At 64.4% G+C, this 15,641-nt stretch carries 10 protein-coding genes; 8 read left to right on the top strand and 2 right to left on the bottom strand.

The features are described 5' to 3' along the window. Positions 1-52 precede the first annotated feature (52 nt). On the bottom strand, positions 53-1,438 hold the full coding sequence (gene aceA, locus ACQY4S_RS09815) for an isocitrate lyase (protein WP_428485019.1): 1,386 nt from the start codon (positions 1,436-1,438) through the stop codon (positions 53-55). Between the two features lie 143 nt (positions 1,439-1,581). On the opposite strand from aceA, the gene ACQY4S_RS09810 reads away from it, so the two are divergent. The 3 genes from ACQY4S_RS09810 to ACQY4S_RS09800 all read left to right on the top strand — a co-directional run bounded on the left by ACQY4S_RS09810 (position 1,582) and on the right by ACQY4S_RS09800 (position 4,225). Beyond that, the gene (locus ACQY4S_RS09810) at positions 1,582-2,982 is read left to right on the top strand and encodes a helix-turn-helix domain-containing protein (protein ID WP_428485018.1); all 1,401 of its coding nucleotides are present in this window, start codon (positions 1,582-1,584) and stop codon (positions 2,980-2,982) included. A gap of 249 nt (positions 2,983-3,231) precedes the next feature. After that, positions 3,232-3,432: a type II toxin-antitoxin system VapB family antitoxin gene (locus ACQY4S_RS09805; protein WP_428485017.1), complete on the top strand. Its 201-nt coding sequence runs from the start codon at positions 3,232-3,234 to the stop codon at positions 3,430-3,432. Positions 3,433-3,799: 367 nt separating this feature from the next. Further along, entirely contained in the window at positions 3,800-4,225 is a 426-nt protein-coding gene (locus tag ACQY4S_RS09800; RefSeq protein ID WP_428485016.1) for a GFA family protein, read from the top strand. Between the two features lie 96 nt (positions 4,226-4,321). Here ACQY4S_RS09800 and ACQY4S_RS09795 read toward each other — a convergent pair whose 3' ends face one another. Beyond that, positions 4,322-7,381 carry an Rne/Rng family ribonuclease gene (locus ACQY4S_RS09795; protein WP_428485015.1) on the bottom strand — a complete coding sequence of 1,020 codons (3,060 nt, stop codon included), beginning with the start codon at positions 7,379-7,381 and terminating at the stop codon, positions 4,322-4,324. Between the two features lie 595 nt (positions 7,382-7,976). On the opposite strand from ACQY4S_RS09795, the gene ACQY4S_RS09790 reads away from it, so the two are divergent. The 5 genes from ACQY4S_RS09790 (at position 7,977) to ACQY4S_RS09770 (ending at position 15,582) form a co-directional block, all read left to right on the top strand. Beyond that, a complete protein-coding gene (locus ACQY4S_RS09790) occupies positions 7,977-8,921 on the top strand; it encodes an N-acetylmuramoyl-L-alanine amidase family protein (RefSeq protein WP_428485014.1) in 945 nt (314 codons plus the stop codon). Between the two features lie 69 nt (positions 8,922-8,990). Next, positions 8,991-11,621: a penicillin-binding protein 1A gene (locus ACQY4S_RS09785; RefSeq protein WP_428485013.1), complete on the top strand. Its 2,631-nt coding sequence runs from the start codon at positions 8,991-8,993 to the stop codon at positions 11,619-11,621. Between the two features lie 28 nt (positions 11,622-11,649). Next, positions 11,650-12,781, top strand: a protein-coding gene (prfB, locus tag ACQY4S_RS09780) for a peptide chain release factor 2 (RefSeq protein ID WP_428485012.1) whose coding sequence is annotated in 2 segments (ribosomal slippage) — positions 11,650-11,718 and positions 11,720-12,781 — 1,131 coding nt in all. Because the reading frame shifts where the segments join, the coding sequence is not laid out codon by codon here. Between the two features lie 487 nt (positions 12,782-13,268). After that, on the top strand, positions 13,269-13,742 hold the full coding sequence (locus ACQY4S_RS09775; RefSeq protein WP_428485011.1) for a hypothetical protein: 474 nt from the start codon (positions 13,269-13,271) through the stop codon (positions 13,740-13,742). A gap of 517 nt (positions 13,743-14,259) precedes the next feature. Continuing rightward, the gene (locus ACQY4S_RS09770; protein WP_428485010.1) at positions 14,260-15,582 is read left to right on the top strand and encodes an aspartate aminotransferase family protein; all 1,323 of its coding nucleotides are present in this window, start codon (positions 14,260-14,262) and stop codon (positions 15,580-15,582) included. The last annotated feature ends 59 nt before the right edge of the window (positions 15,583-15,641 follow it).

Genomic DNA, 15,641 nt, shown 5'->3' with positions numbered 1-15,641 from the left:
AAAGTGGCGGAGCAGACGCCCCGCCACCTGCCTCCCGTTGATTTTTCGTTGCTTACTTCGCGGTGACGGCCCAGTCGTGGTTGTGCACCAGGCCGTCATCGTGACGCTCATGCGCCTGCTCGCCATGCGCATGCTCGTGGAACTGGGCTGCCTCGGTCGATCCGGATAGCGCGGTCGTTGAAGACCGCCCGCCGGAGATCGCCATGGCAACCGCATCAAAATAGCCGACGCCAACCTCCCGCTGATGGCGGGTCGCGGTGTAGCCTTCCGGTTCGGCGGCGAATTCGGCCTGCTGCAACTCGCTGTAGGCCGCCATGCCGCGTTCCTTGTAGCCGCGCGCCAGGTTGAACATCGACAGGTTCAGGCTGTGGAACCCGGCCAGCGTGACGAACTGGAAGCGGTAGCCCATCTTGCCGATCTCCCGCTGGAACGACGCGATCTTGTCGGCCGGCAGCTTCTTCTTCCAGTTGAAGCTGGGGGAGCAGTTGTAGGCCAGCATCTTGCCGGGAAATTCGCGATGGATGGCGTCGGCGAAGCGCTCCGCCTCGCGCAGGTCGGGCTCGCTGGTTTCCCACCACAGCAGGTCCGAGTAGGGCGCATAGGCCAGGCCACGGGCGATTGCGTAGTCGTTGCCGCAGCCGGGCTTGATGCGGAAGAAGCCTTCCGCGGTGCGCTCGCCGGCGATGAACGGCCGGTCGCGCTCGTCCACGTCGCTGGTCAGCAACTGCGCTGACTGCGCATCGGTGCGGCACAGCAGGACGGTGTTGACGCCCTCCACATCCGCGGCCAGACGGGCGGCGTTCAAGGTGCGGATGTGCTGGCTGATCGGCACCAGGACCTTGCCGCCCAGATGGCCGCATTTCTTCTCAGAGGCAAGCTGATCCTCGAAATGGACACCGGCGGCGCCGGCCTCGATCATCGCCTTCATCAGTTCGTAGGCGTTCAGCGCGCCGCCGAAGCCGGCTTCGGCGTCAGCGATGACGGGCGCCATCCAGTAGGTGCCGTCTTTTTGTCCCCCTGGGCCGCCTTCGGACCTGGCGATTTGGTCGCAGCGGCGCAGCGCGTTGTTGATCCGGCGCACCACGTTTGGCACCGCATCGACCGGATAAAGCGACTGGTCGGGGTACATCTGGCCGGCGGTGTTGGCGTCGCCGGCTACCTGCCAGCCGGACAGGTAGATCGCCTTCAGGCCGGCCTTGACCTGCTGCACCGCCTGGTTGCCGGTCAACGCGCCCAAGGTCGGCACGAACGGCTCGGTGTTCAGCAGGTGCCACAGGCGGGCGGCACCCATTTCCGCCAGGGTGTGACGGATGCGGAATGAGCCGGCCAGCCGATCGACGTCGGCCGGCGTATAGTCGCGGCGGACGCCGGCGAACCGCTCCGGATCACCGCCGGCGCTGGTCATGCCATCGGATGAATAGAGGGGGGTTGAACGCATCGGCTTGCTCCTTGGGTCTCAGTGGTCGACGAGTGAATAATTGACACTGTTGGCGCAAAAACAAAGCGCATTCTCATAATCTGCTTTGCAATTAGGTCGTTATCTTGACGACAAAGGTCGCAATCTTGTAAAGAATGTAAAGCATGAGTCGAACCCTGATCGGCCGCACGGTGCGGCGGCTGCGCATCGAGCGGGCGTTGTCGCAGCAGGCTTTGGCGACCAGCCTCGGCATATCGGCCAGCTACCTCAACCTGATCGAGCACGACCAGCGTGCCGTGACCGCGTCGTTGCTGATCAAGCTGGCCGAAACGTTGCGCGTCGATCTGCGGGAATTGTCAGGCGCACAGGAACGCCAGCTCGAGGTCGGGCTGCGCGAGGCGTTCGGCGATCTCCTGCTGGGTGCCGAGGAGGTGCCGGAGCAGGAAGTGGAAGCGCTGGCCGCCGGCAGTCCGCATGCCGCGCGCGCCGTGCTGGCGCTGTATCGGGCGTGGCGGGTGGCGCGGGAGGATGCCAACGGCATCGCGTTGCCATCAGGCCGTCGGATCGTGCTGCCCAATGAGGAAGCTCGCGACTTCTTCGACGACCGTTGCAATCATTTCCCGACGCTTGAGGCGGCGGCGGAGGCTTTGGCCACCGACCTTGCCCCCGGTGTGCCGGCTGAAATGAACCACGCGATCGCCGAACGACTGCGCCGGGTGCATGGCGTCAGCGTGACGGTGCAACCGCTGGAGGCGGCGTTGCGGCGCTACGACCCGGCAACACGCGGGCTGGCGCTGTCGGAAGCGCTGCCGCGTGAGAGCCGCGGCTTCCAGATGGCCTTCCAGCTCGCGCTGCTGGAAGCGCGGGAGGCGGTCGAGGCGGCGGTGACGGAGGCGGCGCCCTCGACGTCGGAAGCCTTGATGCTGATCCGCATCGGGCTGCTGAACTATGTCGCGGGCGGGTTGCTGATGCCCTACGCCGCCTTCCTGGCGGCCGCCTCCACGTTGCGGCACGACATGGAAGCGGTCGCCGCCCGGTTCGGCGTCTCCTACGAGCAGGCCTGTCACCGACTGTCGACGCTGCAGCGTGTCGGCGCACGGGGTGTCCCCTTCTTCTTTCTGCGGGTCGATCCGGCGGGCAATGTATCGAAACGCTTCTCGGCGGCCGGCTTTCCGTTCGCCCGCTATGGCGGTTCCTGCCCGCGATGGGTGGTGCATACGGCGTTTGCCCAGCCGAACGCGGTGCAGGTGCAGATCGCGGAATTGCCGGATGGCGCCACGTTCCTGTGTTTCGCGCGGACCATCGCGCGCCCCTCGCTGCACTGGGGCGAGCCACGGCCGGTGCATGTGGTGGCGATGGGCTGCGCCCTGGCGAATGCGGCGGAGGTTGCCTATGCCGATGGCCTTGATCTGGACCGCGCACGGGTTGGCATCGGATTGTCCTGCCGGCTGTGCGACCGTCCCGACTGCCGCAGCCGAGCGTTTCCGCCGCTGGAGCATCGGCTGTCGCTGGATCCGATGACGACAGGGGCAACGCCGTTCCGGTTCGAGCCGAAGCGGCGGTAGGGCGTGCGTCGTCGATCAGCCGATGTTCTGTCGAGGCTTCGGCTGGGCCATTATTTCAGGCGCGTGCCGGCTTGAAGAGGGAGAGTCGGCCTGTCAGAATCGGCGTAGACGTCGATTCGATCGGATACTTCGGCATTGTATCCAATCTCTCCGGCAAGGCGGCGCCGCGTCTCAGGTGCGCTATCGCGCCATTATCCGAATAGCAACGATGTGTATATTCTTCTAGCGGATTACACATTGGTGATAATCATGCGAACGAACATCGAGATCGACGACGCCTTGATCGCGGAAGCCATGCGGGCGACCGGCCAGACGACCAAGCGCGGCACCGCCGAGGAAGCCTTGCGTCGTGGGGTGGTCAGTCAGCGTCGCCAGCAGGCTATCGCGGACATGGCCGGATCAGGCTGGGATGGCGATCTCGATGCCATGCGCGCCGGTCAGCCGGGTTGATCGTTGTGGATACGTCGGTATGTGTAGCGGCGCGCAATAATGAACGGCTCGCCGCCCAATAGATGGTCTTTCTCGAGGCACATTGCGTGAGACGGAAGCAGGCCTGCGGCGCACATTAGAGCATGATCGCGCTGAGCGGAACGTTCAAAGCGCGTGAATCATGCGATCAAACAAAGAGCTAGACCACTTTCACGCTGTACATTCAGCCTGAAAGTGGTCTAGCTGAGACACAACGCACAATCGGTGAGACGGACGCGCAATAGGCGGTTGGCAGCGCACGGCCATTGTGCCTGACTCTTCTCGGGTATTCGACGCGCGTGACAGGTTCGGCTCAATGGGCGGCAACAGGGCAACAGGAGCGGGTGAGATGGATCTCGAGGGCGGATGCCAGTGTGGCCGCGTCCGATATCGCGCTGAGGGGCCGAGTGATCTCTCAAGCATTTGCTACTGCCGCATGTGCCAGAAAGCATCGGGCGGCCCGTTCATGGTCTTTGTTCGGTTCCTGGCCCACAAGATTAGTTGGTCGGTTCAGCCGGAGATCTTCGCCAGTTCGAATTTCGTTGAGCGGGGTTTTTGCAAGGCGTGTGGCACACCACTAACTTACCGATTGATCGACAGCCCGAACGTCAGTGTCACGCTGCACAGTCTAGATGATCCCACCGCTGTACCAGCGCCCAACGTAAGCGGTCTGACGGAACAGAAGGCGTCTTGGCTGCCAGATTTCGCCGGCATGCAGCACGACGAGTGGGACCTAACCACCAATCCTAATTTCACCAGCAATCAGAGTTCCTGACAGCGCCTGCTGTCGCCAACGGCCTTCATAGGGCAAAGGTACTCTCTCCACCAATTTGGCGGTAAGCCGACCATGGCGACGCGCCGTGAACCCAGCTTACCGCCGCCACCAGCCGCGCTTCTTCTCGACGGGTGCCTCGTTGTCCGCACCAACCAGAATTGGCTTGACCGCCGGTTCCGCGGGTGGCGGTTCCGGCATTGCGATCTCCGCCAGCACGTCATTGGCAGGTGTCGGCGCGGCCGGTTCCTCCGCCTGCGGCTCGGGTTCCATCATCAGCGGTTCGGCCGACGGCTCCGGGGCGGTCGCGTTGAGGATCTCCGCCGATGAGTCAGCCGTGATATCCCGCGAGACAGGACCCGCAGCGGGTTCCGCCGCGTCCGGCTCCGCCTCCGGCGCGGCCGTTTCCGGCTGAGGTCCGCTGATGGAAATGATCTCCACGGCGGAAGCCGCGCGCATCGGCGGCGCGGCCTCGGCTTGCCGCTCCGCCTGATCCATCACGTCGAAAATATCGAAGGCCTGGCCGCCGAACGGATCGGCCGGCGTGGGGCCCGCATAGACCGGCAGCAGATCGGGTTGCTCTGCCCCAGGGATCGCGAAGGGCGAAGTATCGGCATCGCCGTCCCGCCGCCGCCGTCGTCCGCCGCGTCGTCCGCGCCGGCGGTTGCGGTCATCATCAGTCTGCGGCGCCGTGTCGGTCTGTGGCGCGACATCTGCCTGCGGTGGCGTCGCCTCTGCCGCGGCAGGCGCGCTATCGGCGGCTACCTCGGCCGGTGCCGCGGCGGCCATGGCAGGGGTTTCCTCGACAGCTTCATCCGGGCCGGCCAGAGCAGCGGGTGGCAGAGCAGCGGGTGGCAGGGCAGCGGGTGGCAGGGCAGCGGGTGGCGGAGCGGCGGGCGCTTCGTCGCGTGCCTCGATCGCGGTGCCGGCCTCGTCCCGCCTGCCGCCGCGCCGGCGGCGCCGCCGTTTGCGCCGCCGCTTCTCGGCTTCCTCGGAGGTCTCGCCGGCAACCGCCCCCGCATCGTCGGCGCGCGCATCGTCGGCACGCTGTGCCTGATGGTCTTCGTCGGTCTCGTCGTCCTCGTCCTCGGACACGACGACATCGTCCTCCTCCTCCGGGTCGGCTTCCGCTTCGGGCACGGACGGCGCCATGACCATGTGATCCGGCGCCACCACGACCGGGAGTTCATCGGGCGAGCGGACGCGCAGGCGATCAATGCGGAACTGCGGCGCGATCTGCGCGTCGTCCGCGGCGATGATGACTTTCATCACATAGCGCAGCTCGATCTCCCGCAGCCGCTCGCGCTTGTGGTTGAGCAGGTACAACGCCACGGGCGTGGACACATGCACCGCGATCTCCGCCGCGCGGCGCTTGCTGCCCTCGTCCTCGATGCCGCGCAGCACGTGGATCGCGGCGTTTTCCGTGCTGCGCACATGGCCGGTGCCGCCGCAATGCGGGCAGGGGATGAAGCTGGTCTCCGCCAGTGATGGCCGCAGCCGCTGGCGGCTCATTTCCAGCAGGCCGAAATGGCTGATATGGCCGACCTGGATGCGGGCACGGTCGTTCTTCAGCGCCTCCTTCATGCGGCGCTCGACCATCGCGTTGTGGCGCTTCGACTCCATGTCGATGAAGTCGATGACAATCAGGCCCGCCAGATCGCGCAGCCGCAACTGGCGGGCGGCCTCGTCCGCCGCTTCCAGGTTGGTGCGAACCGCGGTTTCCTCGACATTGCGTTCCCGCGTCGAACGGCCGGAGTTGACGTCGATGGCGACCAGCGCCTCGGCCTGGTTGATCACCAGGTAGCCGCCGGAGCGCAACTGCACCGTCGGCATCAGCATGCCGTCGAGCTGGGCTTCGACCTGATTACGGGCGAACAGCGGCTGTCCGCCATCGCGCCACATCTGCACCTTCTTGGCGTGCGATGGCATCAGCATGCGCATGAAGTCGTGCGCGGCGCGCCAGCCGTCCTCACCGTCGACCAGGATTTCGTCGATGTCGCGGGAATAGACGTCGCGGATCGCCCGCTTGATCAGGCTGGCTTCCTCGTAGATCAGCGCCGGCGCCACCGACTTCATGGTGTGGTCGCGGATGTCGTCCCACAGCCGCAGCAGGTATTCGCAGTCGCGCTTGATCTCCGGCTTCGGGCGGTTGGCGCCGGCGGTGCGCACGATCATGCCCATGCCGCGCGGGATATCGAGTTCCGCCATCACCTCCTTCAGCCGGCGGCGATCAGCGGCCGAGGTGATCTTGCGGGAGATGCCGCCGCCGCGTGGCGAATTGGGCATCAGCACGCCGAAGCGGCCGGCAAGCGAAAGGTAGGTGGTCAGCGCGGCGCCCTTGGTGCCTCGCTCCTCCTTGACCACCTGCACCAGCAGGATCTGCCGGCGGCGGATGACCTCCTGGATCTTGTAGCTGCGCATGAAGCGAGAGGCCAGGCGACGTTCCCGCTGATCGTCGCCGCTGTCGTGGTCGCCGCCCATGACTTCCGGCGGCGGCAGGTCACCGGCGGCGTCCTCGGTCGACCCGAATGGCGTGTCGTCGTCTTCCGGCGAGTGTTCAAACGACTGGTCTTCAGATGCGGTTCCGGTTTCGGTCTCCACCGGTTCATTATTCTGCTCCGCCAGCGGCACAGGCAGCTCGGGCGTGGCCCAGACGTCCGGAGCCAGTGCCGCATCCTCCAGCGCCACGACCGGCTCCGGCGCCATCAGCAGCGGCAGGGACGGCAGCGCCCAGGCTTCAACCTTGGGTTCGCCGCCCGGTTCGCCCATGCGGTCCTGGACAACGGGCGCCGCCGGTTCGGCCGCGTCGTGGTGATCCGGACTCTGCATCAGCGCCAGTTCGAGGTCGGCTTCTTCTTCCTCACGCCGAGCTTCCTCGGCCTGCATCTCGATCAGGCGCTGCCGGTCGGCGACCGGGATCTGGTAGTAATCCGGGTGGATTTCGCTGAAGGCGAGAAAGCCGTGCCGGTTGCCGCCATACTCGACGAAGGCGGCCTGCAGGCTTGGTTCGACCCGAACGACCTTGGCAAGATAGATGTTGCCCTTGAGCTGCCGCTTCGTCGAGGTCTCGACATCGAAATCTTCTAGGCGGTTACCGTCCAGCACCACCACGCGGGTTTCTTCCGCGTGCGTGGCGTCGATCAGCATACGTTTCGTCATCTAGTCCTGAACTCCGATACGCCGCGCTGACGCACGATTCGGATCCGAGCGGGACCACGACCGGCAGGCGGCTTGCAAGGCTTGCGGAAAGAGGCCCATCCGAGGGGTCAGGAAAACGATGCGGATTGGCGCGCGCGACTGTCATGCCGCCCTGCGAAGCGGGCGAAAGGCCAATTTCGGACAGGCATGGCGCGACGTGCTTCATCAGTTCCTGGCGTTCGGAAGGCACGTCCCAGGCTGGAACGCTGCCCCGTGTGAAAAGGCGGCGCTAGCGCTGTCCACGAGGGACAGGCTCCGGCGCGCCACAAATCCATAACGGCGGGCGCGACGCGAACAATGAGGCGGCCATCGCCTCGGCTGACGCTGTCCCGGATTGGCTCGCCTATCTCCGACCAGGCGAACGCACGGGATAACGCGCCACCGGAGCAGGCCAGGGAACCGCGCGTAAACCGCTAGTCCCGGTTGCATCACCGTAGCGACCATCAGGATGAAGCAAACCAGCCCTCACCGCAAGCGACTCGTATGAGGCTGCCTTAAACTCGCCGTTATCAACAAGAAAGCTGCGTAAGCTTATCCAATATGTTAAGAAGCCGCCATGGACCCCCGCCCGCCGATCACGCGTCGCCTGCTGCTGCGCCGTTTCAGCCAGGGCACATCCGTCTTTGGCACGTTTCTGTTGCCGCCCGCGCTGCACGCCGCGATGGCGGCGGCTCCGCATCCCGAGCATGCGCCGGGCGGCTGGGTGGGCGCGAAGCCTCATGACGCGAAGGCCGCGAAGTCTCACAGGATCGGCGCGAAACCTCCTGCGCCGCTGGTGATGCTGGACCCAGGTCATGGCGGCAAGGATCCTGGCGCGATCGGCGTGTCCGGCACCTTCGAGAAGCATGTCGCCCTCGCCACCGCCCTGGATCTGAAGCGGCAGCTTGAAGCCGGCGGCCGCTATAGGGTGGTCCTGACCCGCTCCCGCGACATCTTCATTCCGCTGGACGACCGCGTCGATCGCGCCCAGCGCCAAGGCGCGGCGTTGTTCGTGTCCATGCACGCGGACGCGCTGTCGGACCATTCGGTGCGGGGCGCCTCGGTCTACACTCTGGCGCAGACCGCTTCGGATGCGCAGACCGCCGCGCTGGCGCGGACGGAGAACAGCGCCGACCGCTTTCTCGGGCGTCAGTGGCAGGCTGCCACGCCCGCGGTCGCGCAGATCCTTGCCAGCCTGGTGCGACGGGAAACCCAGGCGGGGTCCGTCCGCATCGCCCGGAGCCTGGTCGGCAGCCTGGACCAGGACCTGCCGATGCTGCAGAACCCGGACCGTCATGCCGGGTTCGTGGTGCTGAAGGCGGCGGATATCCCAAGCGTGCTGGTCGAGATGGGTTTCATGTCGAACCTGCGGGATGAGGCGGCGTTACGCCAGGCAAATCATCGAAAGATGGTGGCGCAGGCCATGCGCCGCGCGGTCGACGCCTATTTCGCCGGCCTGATGCATATGGCGGACGCTTCGCCGACGGAGCTGCCGCCGCTGGGTTGGCCGCCGCTGGGTTGAAGGATTGCGGCCTGTGATGCTAGCGATCTCGTTGCTGGCGGTTTTACGGAAAGCACGCATACTCCCCCCATGACTGAACCGTTCACGGCTGGCGAGAGGCTGGCTCCCACCAAACCCCCTTCGCGCGGCGCGCCACAGGCGCCGGGGCCAAACAAACCACCCAAGGCGAACCGTGGCCTGAGGCTGCTGTCGCGCGCGGTGCACGGCCTGTTCGGCGCCTTTCTGGCCCTGCTGGTGCTGGTGGGCGTCGCTGGCGGGATCGGCGCGTGGGTCGTCTATCACCATTTCAGCGCCGACCTGCCGGATGTCGACGGGCTGCGCAATTACCAGCCTCCGGTCATGAGCCGCGTCTATGCCGGCGATTCGCGCCTGCTGGCCGAACTGGCGAGCGAGCGTCGCATCTTTGTGCCCGTCGCCGCCATACCGCAGATTGTCCGCCAGGCTTTCATCTCGGCCGAGGATCAGAATTTCTATACTCACCGCGGCATTGATGTGATGGCGATCGCCCGGGCCGGGGTGTTCGACCTGGCGCATTTCGGCCAGGGACGGCGTCCGATCGGGGCGTCCACCATCACCCAGCAGGTCGCCAAGAACATGCTGCTGGACAGCGAGGTGTCGCTTGGCCGCAAGATCCGTGAAGCGATCCTGGCGATGCGAATCGAGGAGAACCTCAGCAAGGATCGCATCCTGGAGCTGTATCTGAACGAGATCTATCTGGGTCTTGGCTCCTATGGCGTTGCCGCCGCCGCGCAGAGCTACTTCAACAAGCCGCTGGACAAGCTGACGATCGCCGAGGCGGCTTTCCTGGCGGCTCTACCGAAGGCGCCGAACAATCTCAATCCGTTCAAATATCCGGAAGCCGCGCGGGCGCGGCGCGACTATGTCCTGGACCGCCTGGCCGAGGACCATGCGATCACCGCCGCCCAGGTCGCGACGGCGAAGGCGGAGCCAATCGTGCCGTCGGAATTCCGTCGTCCGCCGCCGATTCCGGGGGCTGACTGGTTTACCGAGGAAGTCAGGCGGCAACTGGTCGCCCAGTTCGGTCAGGATACCACGACGCAGGGCGGCCTGATGGTGCGCACCAGCCTTGATCCGGCGTTGCAGGTGGTGGCGGAACGATCCGTTCGCGACGGATTGATGGCGTACGACCGCAAGATGGGCGGCTGGCGCGGCCCGGTCACGCATCTGAACCTGCCGCCGGCGGATTTCCAGACAAGCTGGCCGGCGGCGCTAAATGACGTGCCGCGGCCGGGCGGGATGCTGCCTGCGTGGAAACTCGCGGTGGTCGCCGCCACCAGCGAAAACGAGGCGAAGGTCGAGTGGCTGACCCCGGCTGGCGAGCGCCGCGTCGCGGTCCTGGCGTTGCAGGATCTTTCCTGGGCCCGGCCGGTCCACGACAACAAGCCCGGCGCCGCGCCCAGGCGAATGACCGAGATCGTGCGGACCGGCGACGTGGTGATGATCGAGCCACCCGCTTCGGGGTCGGCGGTTCCAGCTTCGGCGCGGCTGGCGGTCAACGTGGCGCCGGTGAAGGGCAGGGCGCCGCCGGTCCCGGCGGCGACGATCAACCGGGCGATCCTGCGCCAGATACCACTGGTGCAAGGTGCGCTGGTTTCGCTCGATCCGCGGACCGGCCGGGTGCTGGCGATGGTCGGCGGCTGGAGCTACGAGCAGAGCCAGTTCAACCGCGCGATCCAGGCGCAGCGCCAGCCCGGCTCAAGCTTCAAGCCGATCGTCTACCTGACGGCGCTGGAAAAGGGCGTTTCGCCGAGCCAGCGGTTCCTGGACGCGCCGATTGTCATCGACACGCCGGAGGGTCGCTGGCGGCCCGGCAACTATGAAAACACCTTCAATGGTCCGACCCCGCTGCGGGTGGCGCTGGAGGAGTCGCTCAATCTGGTGACCCTGCGGGTCGCTCAGCACGTCGGGATGCGGGCGATCGCCGACAATGCCATCGCGTTCCACATGGTGGACAAGATGCCGCGGGTGTTGCCCGCCGCCCTCGGCGCGGTTGATACGACGGTGCTGCGGGAGGCTGGTGCCTATGCGTCCCTGGCGACCGGCGGGCGGGAGGTTGTTCCCAGCTTCATCGACAGTGTTCAGGACAGGGACGGCCATGTCGTGATGCGCACGCCGGGGCTCGACTGTCAGGACTGCGGCGATGCCGCCAAGCCGCCGGATCTGAGCGATTCGCGGCCCCAGATCGCCGATCCGGACAGCGTCTTCCAGCTTGTCACCATGATGCAGGGGGTGGTGCAAAGGGGAACCGGCGTGCCGGCCGGGAAGGGGCTCAATCGGCCGATCGCGGGCAAGACCGGGACCACGCAAGATTTCGCCGATGCCTGGTTCACCGGCTTCACGCCCGATCTGGTGACCGCCGTCTGGGTCGGCTACGACACCCCGGCCTCGCTGGGTGACAACGAGAACGGCGCCGCGGTGGCGGCGCCGATCTGGCATGATTACATGGCGGCCGCGCTGGCCGGCCGCCCGGTGCTGTCCTTCCCGCAGCCGCCTGGCGTGACCATGGCACCCTGGAACACCGCGACCGGGACGGTGATCGATGCCTTCAAGCCGGACCAGGTTCCGGGTGCGTCCGGGCCTGTCGGCGGCGGCCTGGCGAGCGGGACCGTTGGAGACCCCCAGGTTACGCCGGCGGGCGTGCATGGCGGGATTGATAACAGTCTGGGCGGTCTATATTGAGCCGATCCCTTGCGAGAGCATCCTGTCCATGTCCGCTGAATCCGACGCGTTGAACGAACAGATCAAGCAGTCCGTGGCGCTGCTGAGGAGGCATCTTTGACTGGGATGTCGCCGAAGACCGCCTTGCCGACCTGAACAACCGCGCCGAGGACCCGGCGCTGTGGAACGACGCCGCCGCCGCGCAGAAACTGATGCGGGAGCGCAATCAGATCGCCTCGGCCATGGAGGGCGTCCGCAAGCTGGAAGGCGACGTGTCGGATACGCTGGAACTGATCGGACTGGCGGAAGCGGACGGCGATGCGGCCATGGTGTCGGATGCCATGGCATCGTTGCGCGACCTGGCGGAGGAAGCGAAGCGGCGAGAGATCGAAAGCCTGCTGTCCGGCGAGGCCGATGGCAATGACTGCTACATCGAGCTGAATTCAGGCGCCGGCGGCACCGAGGCGCAGGACTGGGCCGAGATGCTGATGCGCATGTACATGCGCTGGGCCGAACAGCATGACTACAAGGTGCAGTTGCTGGAGGAAAGCGAGGGCGAGCAGGCCGGCATCAAGTCGGCGACCTTGCAGGTCAGCGGTCCCAACGCCTATGGCTGGCTGAAGACCGAGGCCGGGGTGCATCGCCTGGTGCGCATCAGTCCGTTCGATTCGAATGCTCGCCGGCAGACCAGCTTTGCCTCGGTTTGGGTGTATCCCGTGGTGGATGATTCGATCGAGATCGAGATCAATGAAAGCGATCTGAAGGTGGACACCTACCGCGCGTCGGGGGCGGGTGGTCAGCACGTGAACAAGACGGAAAGCGCCATCCGGATCACACATGTGCCGAGCGGGATTATCGTGGCCTGCCAGACCGACCGCAGCCAGCACCGCAACCGCGCGATGGCGATGGCGATGCTGAAGGCGCGCATGTACGAGGCCGAACTGCAGCGGCGGGAGGCGGTGACGGCGGCGCAGGAGAATGCGAAGACCGATATTGGCTGGGGACACCAGATCCGCAATTATGTGCTGGCGCCGTATCAGTTGGTGAAGGATCTGCGGACGGGGCTTGAGAAGGGCAATCCGGACGCGGTGCTGGATGGCGACCTGGACGCGTTCATGGCGGCGGCGCTGGCGGCACGGTCGGGGGCTACGCGGTCGGAGGCGAGTGCGCAGGCGCGGTAGGGCAGCGCTGCGGGTCTCGCTGTTAAATCCATACCATGGATGATTAGACGTCGCATAAGATAAGGACAGACAATAGAAAAGATCGGCACTGTTACTGAACGCCATTGCAAAACAAATGCGATTCGCAGCCGAGGCGAAAGCACTTGCTTACGACTCTGAGCGATTGCTACTCTCAGAAAGTTGAAAGATTGTCCGGAGCTTCCATGGATCGATGTCTGCAAAGCCAAATGCCTTGCGCCGTATGCGCAAATGCAAATGCTATATGGATGCCGCCTGGTGGAGACTTCGACGATATCGACTGTCCCTCGTGCGGTGACATCCGTCTTGCTGGTACAGCACGAGTAATAATTGCGCATAAAATGGCTTATGGACAAATTGATGTTGTGATGCTAAGCCAGAAGTTGGTAGAGTGTCAAAGATCGGTCGGTGAGCGGCTGATCGTCAATACCTACTTGATAGATGCACTTTCCGGGCTGACCAGCGTTTGATGCGAACCCTCTCATTAATCGCGGTATGGGCCAGCGTCAGTACAGTCGCCCCGGCCCATGCTGAATTTCTATGGGCGGGGCACCAATATACCTGTCAAGACACAGCCGCCGCCGGCCTGACCTTTAACAAAATGGCCGGAGTATGGCAGCCGCAGGCATTTAAACCAGAGCAGTATACGCTCAGAGAAACGACTTCAGAAGAACGAGCAAAGCCATATAGCCAAGCGCGGGGCGATTGGGGTCTGTACGATCTGTCCGATCCTACTTTTGATTACGTGCTCGGCAGTTGCTCAATCATTAAACTCCATGCCTATGAAAAAGAGGACCATATCAGCTGCCAGTCTAGCGCTCCAACACTAGACGTTACGTTATCTACTGATGGCCGCTTTGCGCTGATCCGTCCTGGCGCTCTACCCAACGCCACAGGCGGAGATGACGCTATCATCGAGACCGGGTATTGCCAGCTAAAATAATTAGACGGTTATAGAGATGGTTCCGTTCATGTCGCGCCAAACGTAAAAGCGGTCCTTGACGGCAGCGAATAACGAGACATCATTGGGCAGCGAACGCAACCATATAAAAAAGGCGTTCAATTGGCGCGACTTGCTGGCTGGTAGCAGCAGCTGCACCCACGTAAATGCCGCCTTCGACACATCGCTTACGGAGTGCCCAAAGACCAGAACATACTTTTCCTAATCGGTCTGGTTCCAAGGCGTCGCGAAGCACTCGATTTTGTTGCGGAGCCACCGAATCACAGCCTACGAGAACGACTACCCTTCCAGATTGACTGAGTCTTGAGTAACAGATGATTCCGGATAGATTTCCGATCAGACTTCAAATGCCACCATCAACGGCCCAAAGAATTGATCCTCTGGCAGTGGAAAGGCCAAACTTTTGCTCGGTCCCAGGCCGACCCACAAGGGTCATTCTTTGGTGCCGTTGATATACTATGAAAATCCGTTTCTTCATAGCTATAAAAGGAACATTTGCATGAACACCGCTCTGCGCAACGCCGCCAAGACGTACCTCACTCGCTATGGCGGCGACGCTTTCCCGAACCTTTTCGTCGCTGCAAAGGGCACGGTCGTCAGTGATGACACCGGACGAGACATCCTCGACTTCACCTCCGGCCAGATGTGCGCGACGATCGGACATAATCATCCCGCCATTGTCGAAGCCGTGCACAGGGCGGGTGAGAAGGCGTTTCACCTGTTCAGCGGCATGATTCCGGAAGTGGTGGCCGAGCTCGGCCAGACGCTGGCACTGGATTGGATGCCGAGCGGCCTGTCCAAGTCGCTGTTCGTCAGTACTGGGGCGGAGAGCAACGAAGCAGCCCTGCGCATGGCAAAGCTGCATACCGGAGGCTATGAGGTCCTGGCAGTGGGCGGTTCTTGGCACGGCGTGACCGGCGGCACCAGTGCCGTCTCGTTCGCCAGTGACCGCAAGGGCTACGGCGTACCGGTACCCGGCGTGTTCGTGATGCCGGAGCCGAATGCTTATCGGCCCTATATCCAGGCCGCGACCGAGGAAGCCTCGGCGCTCGCCTGCCTGGAGCTTGGTCTCAAGATGTTCGACATGCAGTCGTCTGGCCGTGCGGCCGCGATCATCATCGAGCCGATCATCAGTGCCGGCGGCGTTCTGGTTCCGCCAAGGACTTATATGCAGGCGCTGCGGAAGGCCGCCGACGAGCGGGGCATGCTGCTGATTTTCGACGAGGCGCAGACCGCCTTCGGCCGCATCGGGCACAAGACCGGCGCGGCGCTGTTCGACGTGACGCCGGACATCATGACCGTGTCGAAGACCCTGGGTGGCGGCTTGCCGCTGGCGGGCACGATCACGACGCCGGAGATCGAGGACAGCGTCCATCGCAAGGGCTTCAATTTCTACACCAGCCACGTCTCCGATCCGCTGGGCGCCGAGGTCGGGCTGGCCGTGCTGCGGGTGATTGCCGAGGAACATCTGGTCGAACGGGCGCGCACCGTCGGCGGTTACCTTCGCGCGCGGCTGGAGGAACTGCAGCAGCGCCACGAGACGATCGGCGATGTCCGCGGGCAGGGCCTGCTGCTGGGGGTCGAGCTGGTACGGGATCGGGAGCAGCGCTTGCCGCACCACGAGCTGGGCGGCCGTACGACCAGGAAATGCTTCGAGATGGGCTTGAGCATGAACATCCGGCGGCGGCCGGAGCGGGGCTCCGTCTGGCGGATTGCCCCGCCGCTGACCGTGTCGACGGACGAAATCGATCGCGCGGTCGCGATTCTCGATCAGGCGCTGCGGGAAAGCCTTGACGAATTGGCGGCGAGCCGGGTGTTCTAGCGGTTGCCGATGACCGCATACCGACGGGCGGAGATGTGACAAATCAGCGGCATCACCCC

This window comes from Rhodopila sp. (genome assembly GCF_965276935.1).
Lineage (GTDB): Bacteria > Pseudomonadota > Alphaproteobacteria > Acetobacterales > Acetobacteraceae > Rhodopila.
Note: the sequence above shows the minus strand (reverse complement) of the source record. Positions and strands in the feature narration are given on the sequence as shown.

What these genes read in the sequence shown, in the direction of transcription:
- aceA (WP_428485019.1), bottom strand. Translation starts at nt 1,438, where the DNA reads ATGCGTTCAACCCCCCTCTATTCATCCGATGGCATGACCAGCGCCGGC.
- ACQY4S_RS09810 (WP_428485018.1), top strand. Translation starts at nt 1,582, where the DNA reads ATGAGTCGAACCCTGATCGGCCGCACGGTGCGGCGGCTGCGCATCGAG.
- ACQY4S_RS09805 (WP_428485017.1), top strand. Translation starts at nt 3,232, where the DNA reads ATGCGAACGAACATCGAGATCGACGACGCCTTGATCGCGGAAGCCATG.
- ACQY4S_RS09800 (WP_428485016.1), top strand. Translation starts at nt 3,800, where the DNA reads ATGGATCTCGAGGGCGGATGCCAGTGTGGCCGCGTCCGATATCGCGCT.
- ACQY4S_RS09795 (WP_428485015.1), bottom strand. Translation starts at nt 7,381, where the DNA reads ATGACGAAACGTATGCTGATCGACGCCACGCACGCGGAAGAAACCCGC.
- ACQY4S_RS09790 (WP_428485014.1), top strand. Translation starts at nt 7,977, where the DNA reads ATGGACCCCCGCCCGCCGATCACGCGTCGCCTGCTGCTGCGCCGTTTC.
- ACQY4S_RS09785 (WP_428485013.1), top strand. Translation starts at nt 8,991, where the DNA reads ATGACTGAACCGTTCACGGCTGGCGAGAGGCTGGCTCCCACCAAACCC.
- ACQY4S_RS09775 (WP_428485011.1), top strand. Translation starts at nt 13,269, where the DNA reads ATGCGAACCCTCTCATTAATCGCGGTATGGGCCAGCGTCAGTACAGTC.
- ACQY4S_RS09770 (WP_428485010.1), top strand. Translation starts at nt 14,260, where the DNA reads ATGAACACCGCTCTGCGCAACGCCGCCAAGACGTACCTCACTCGCTAT.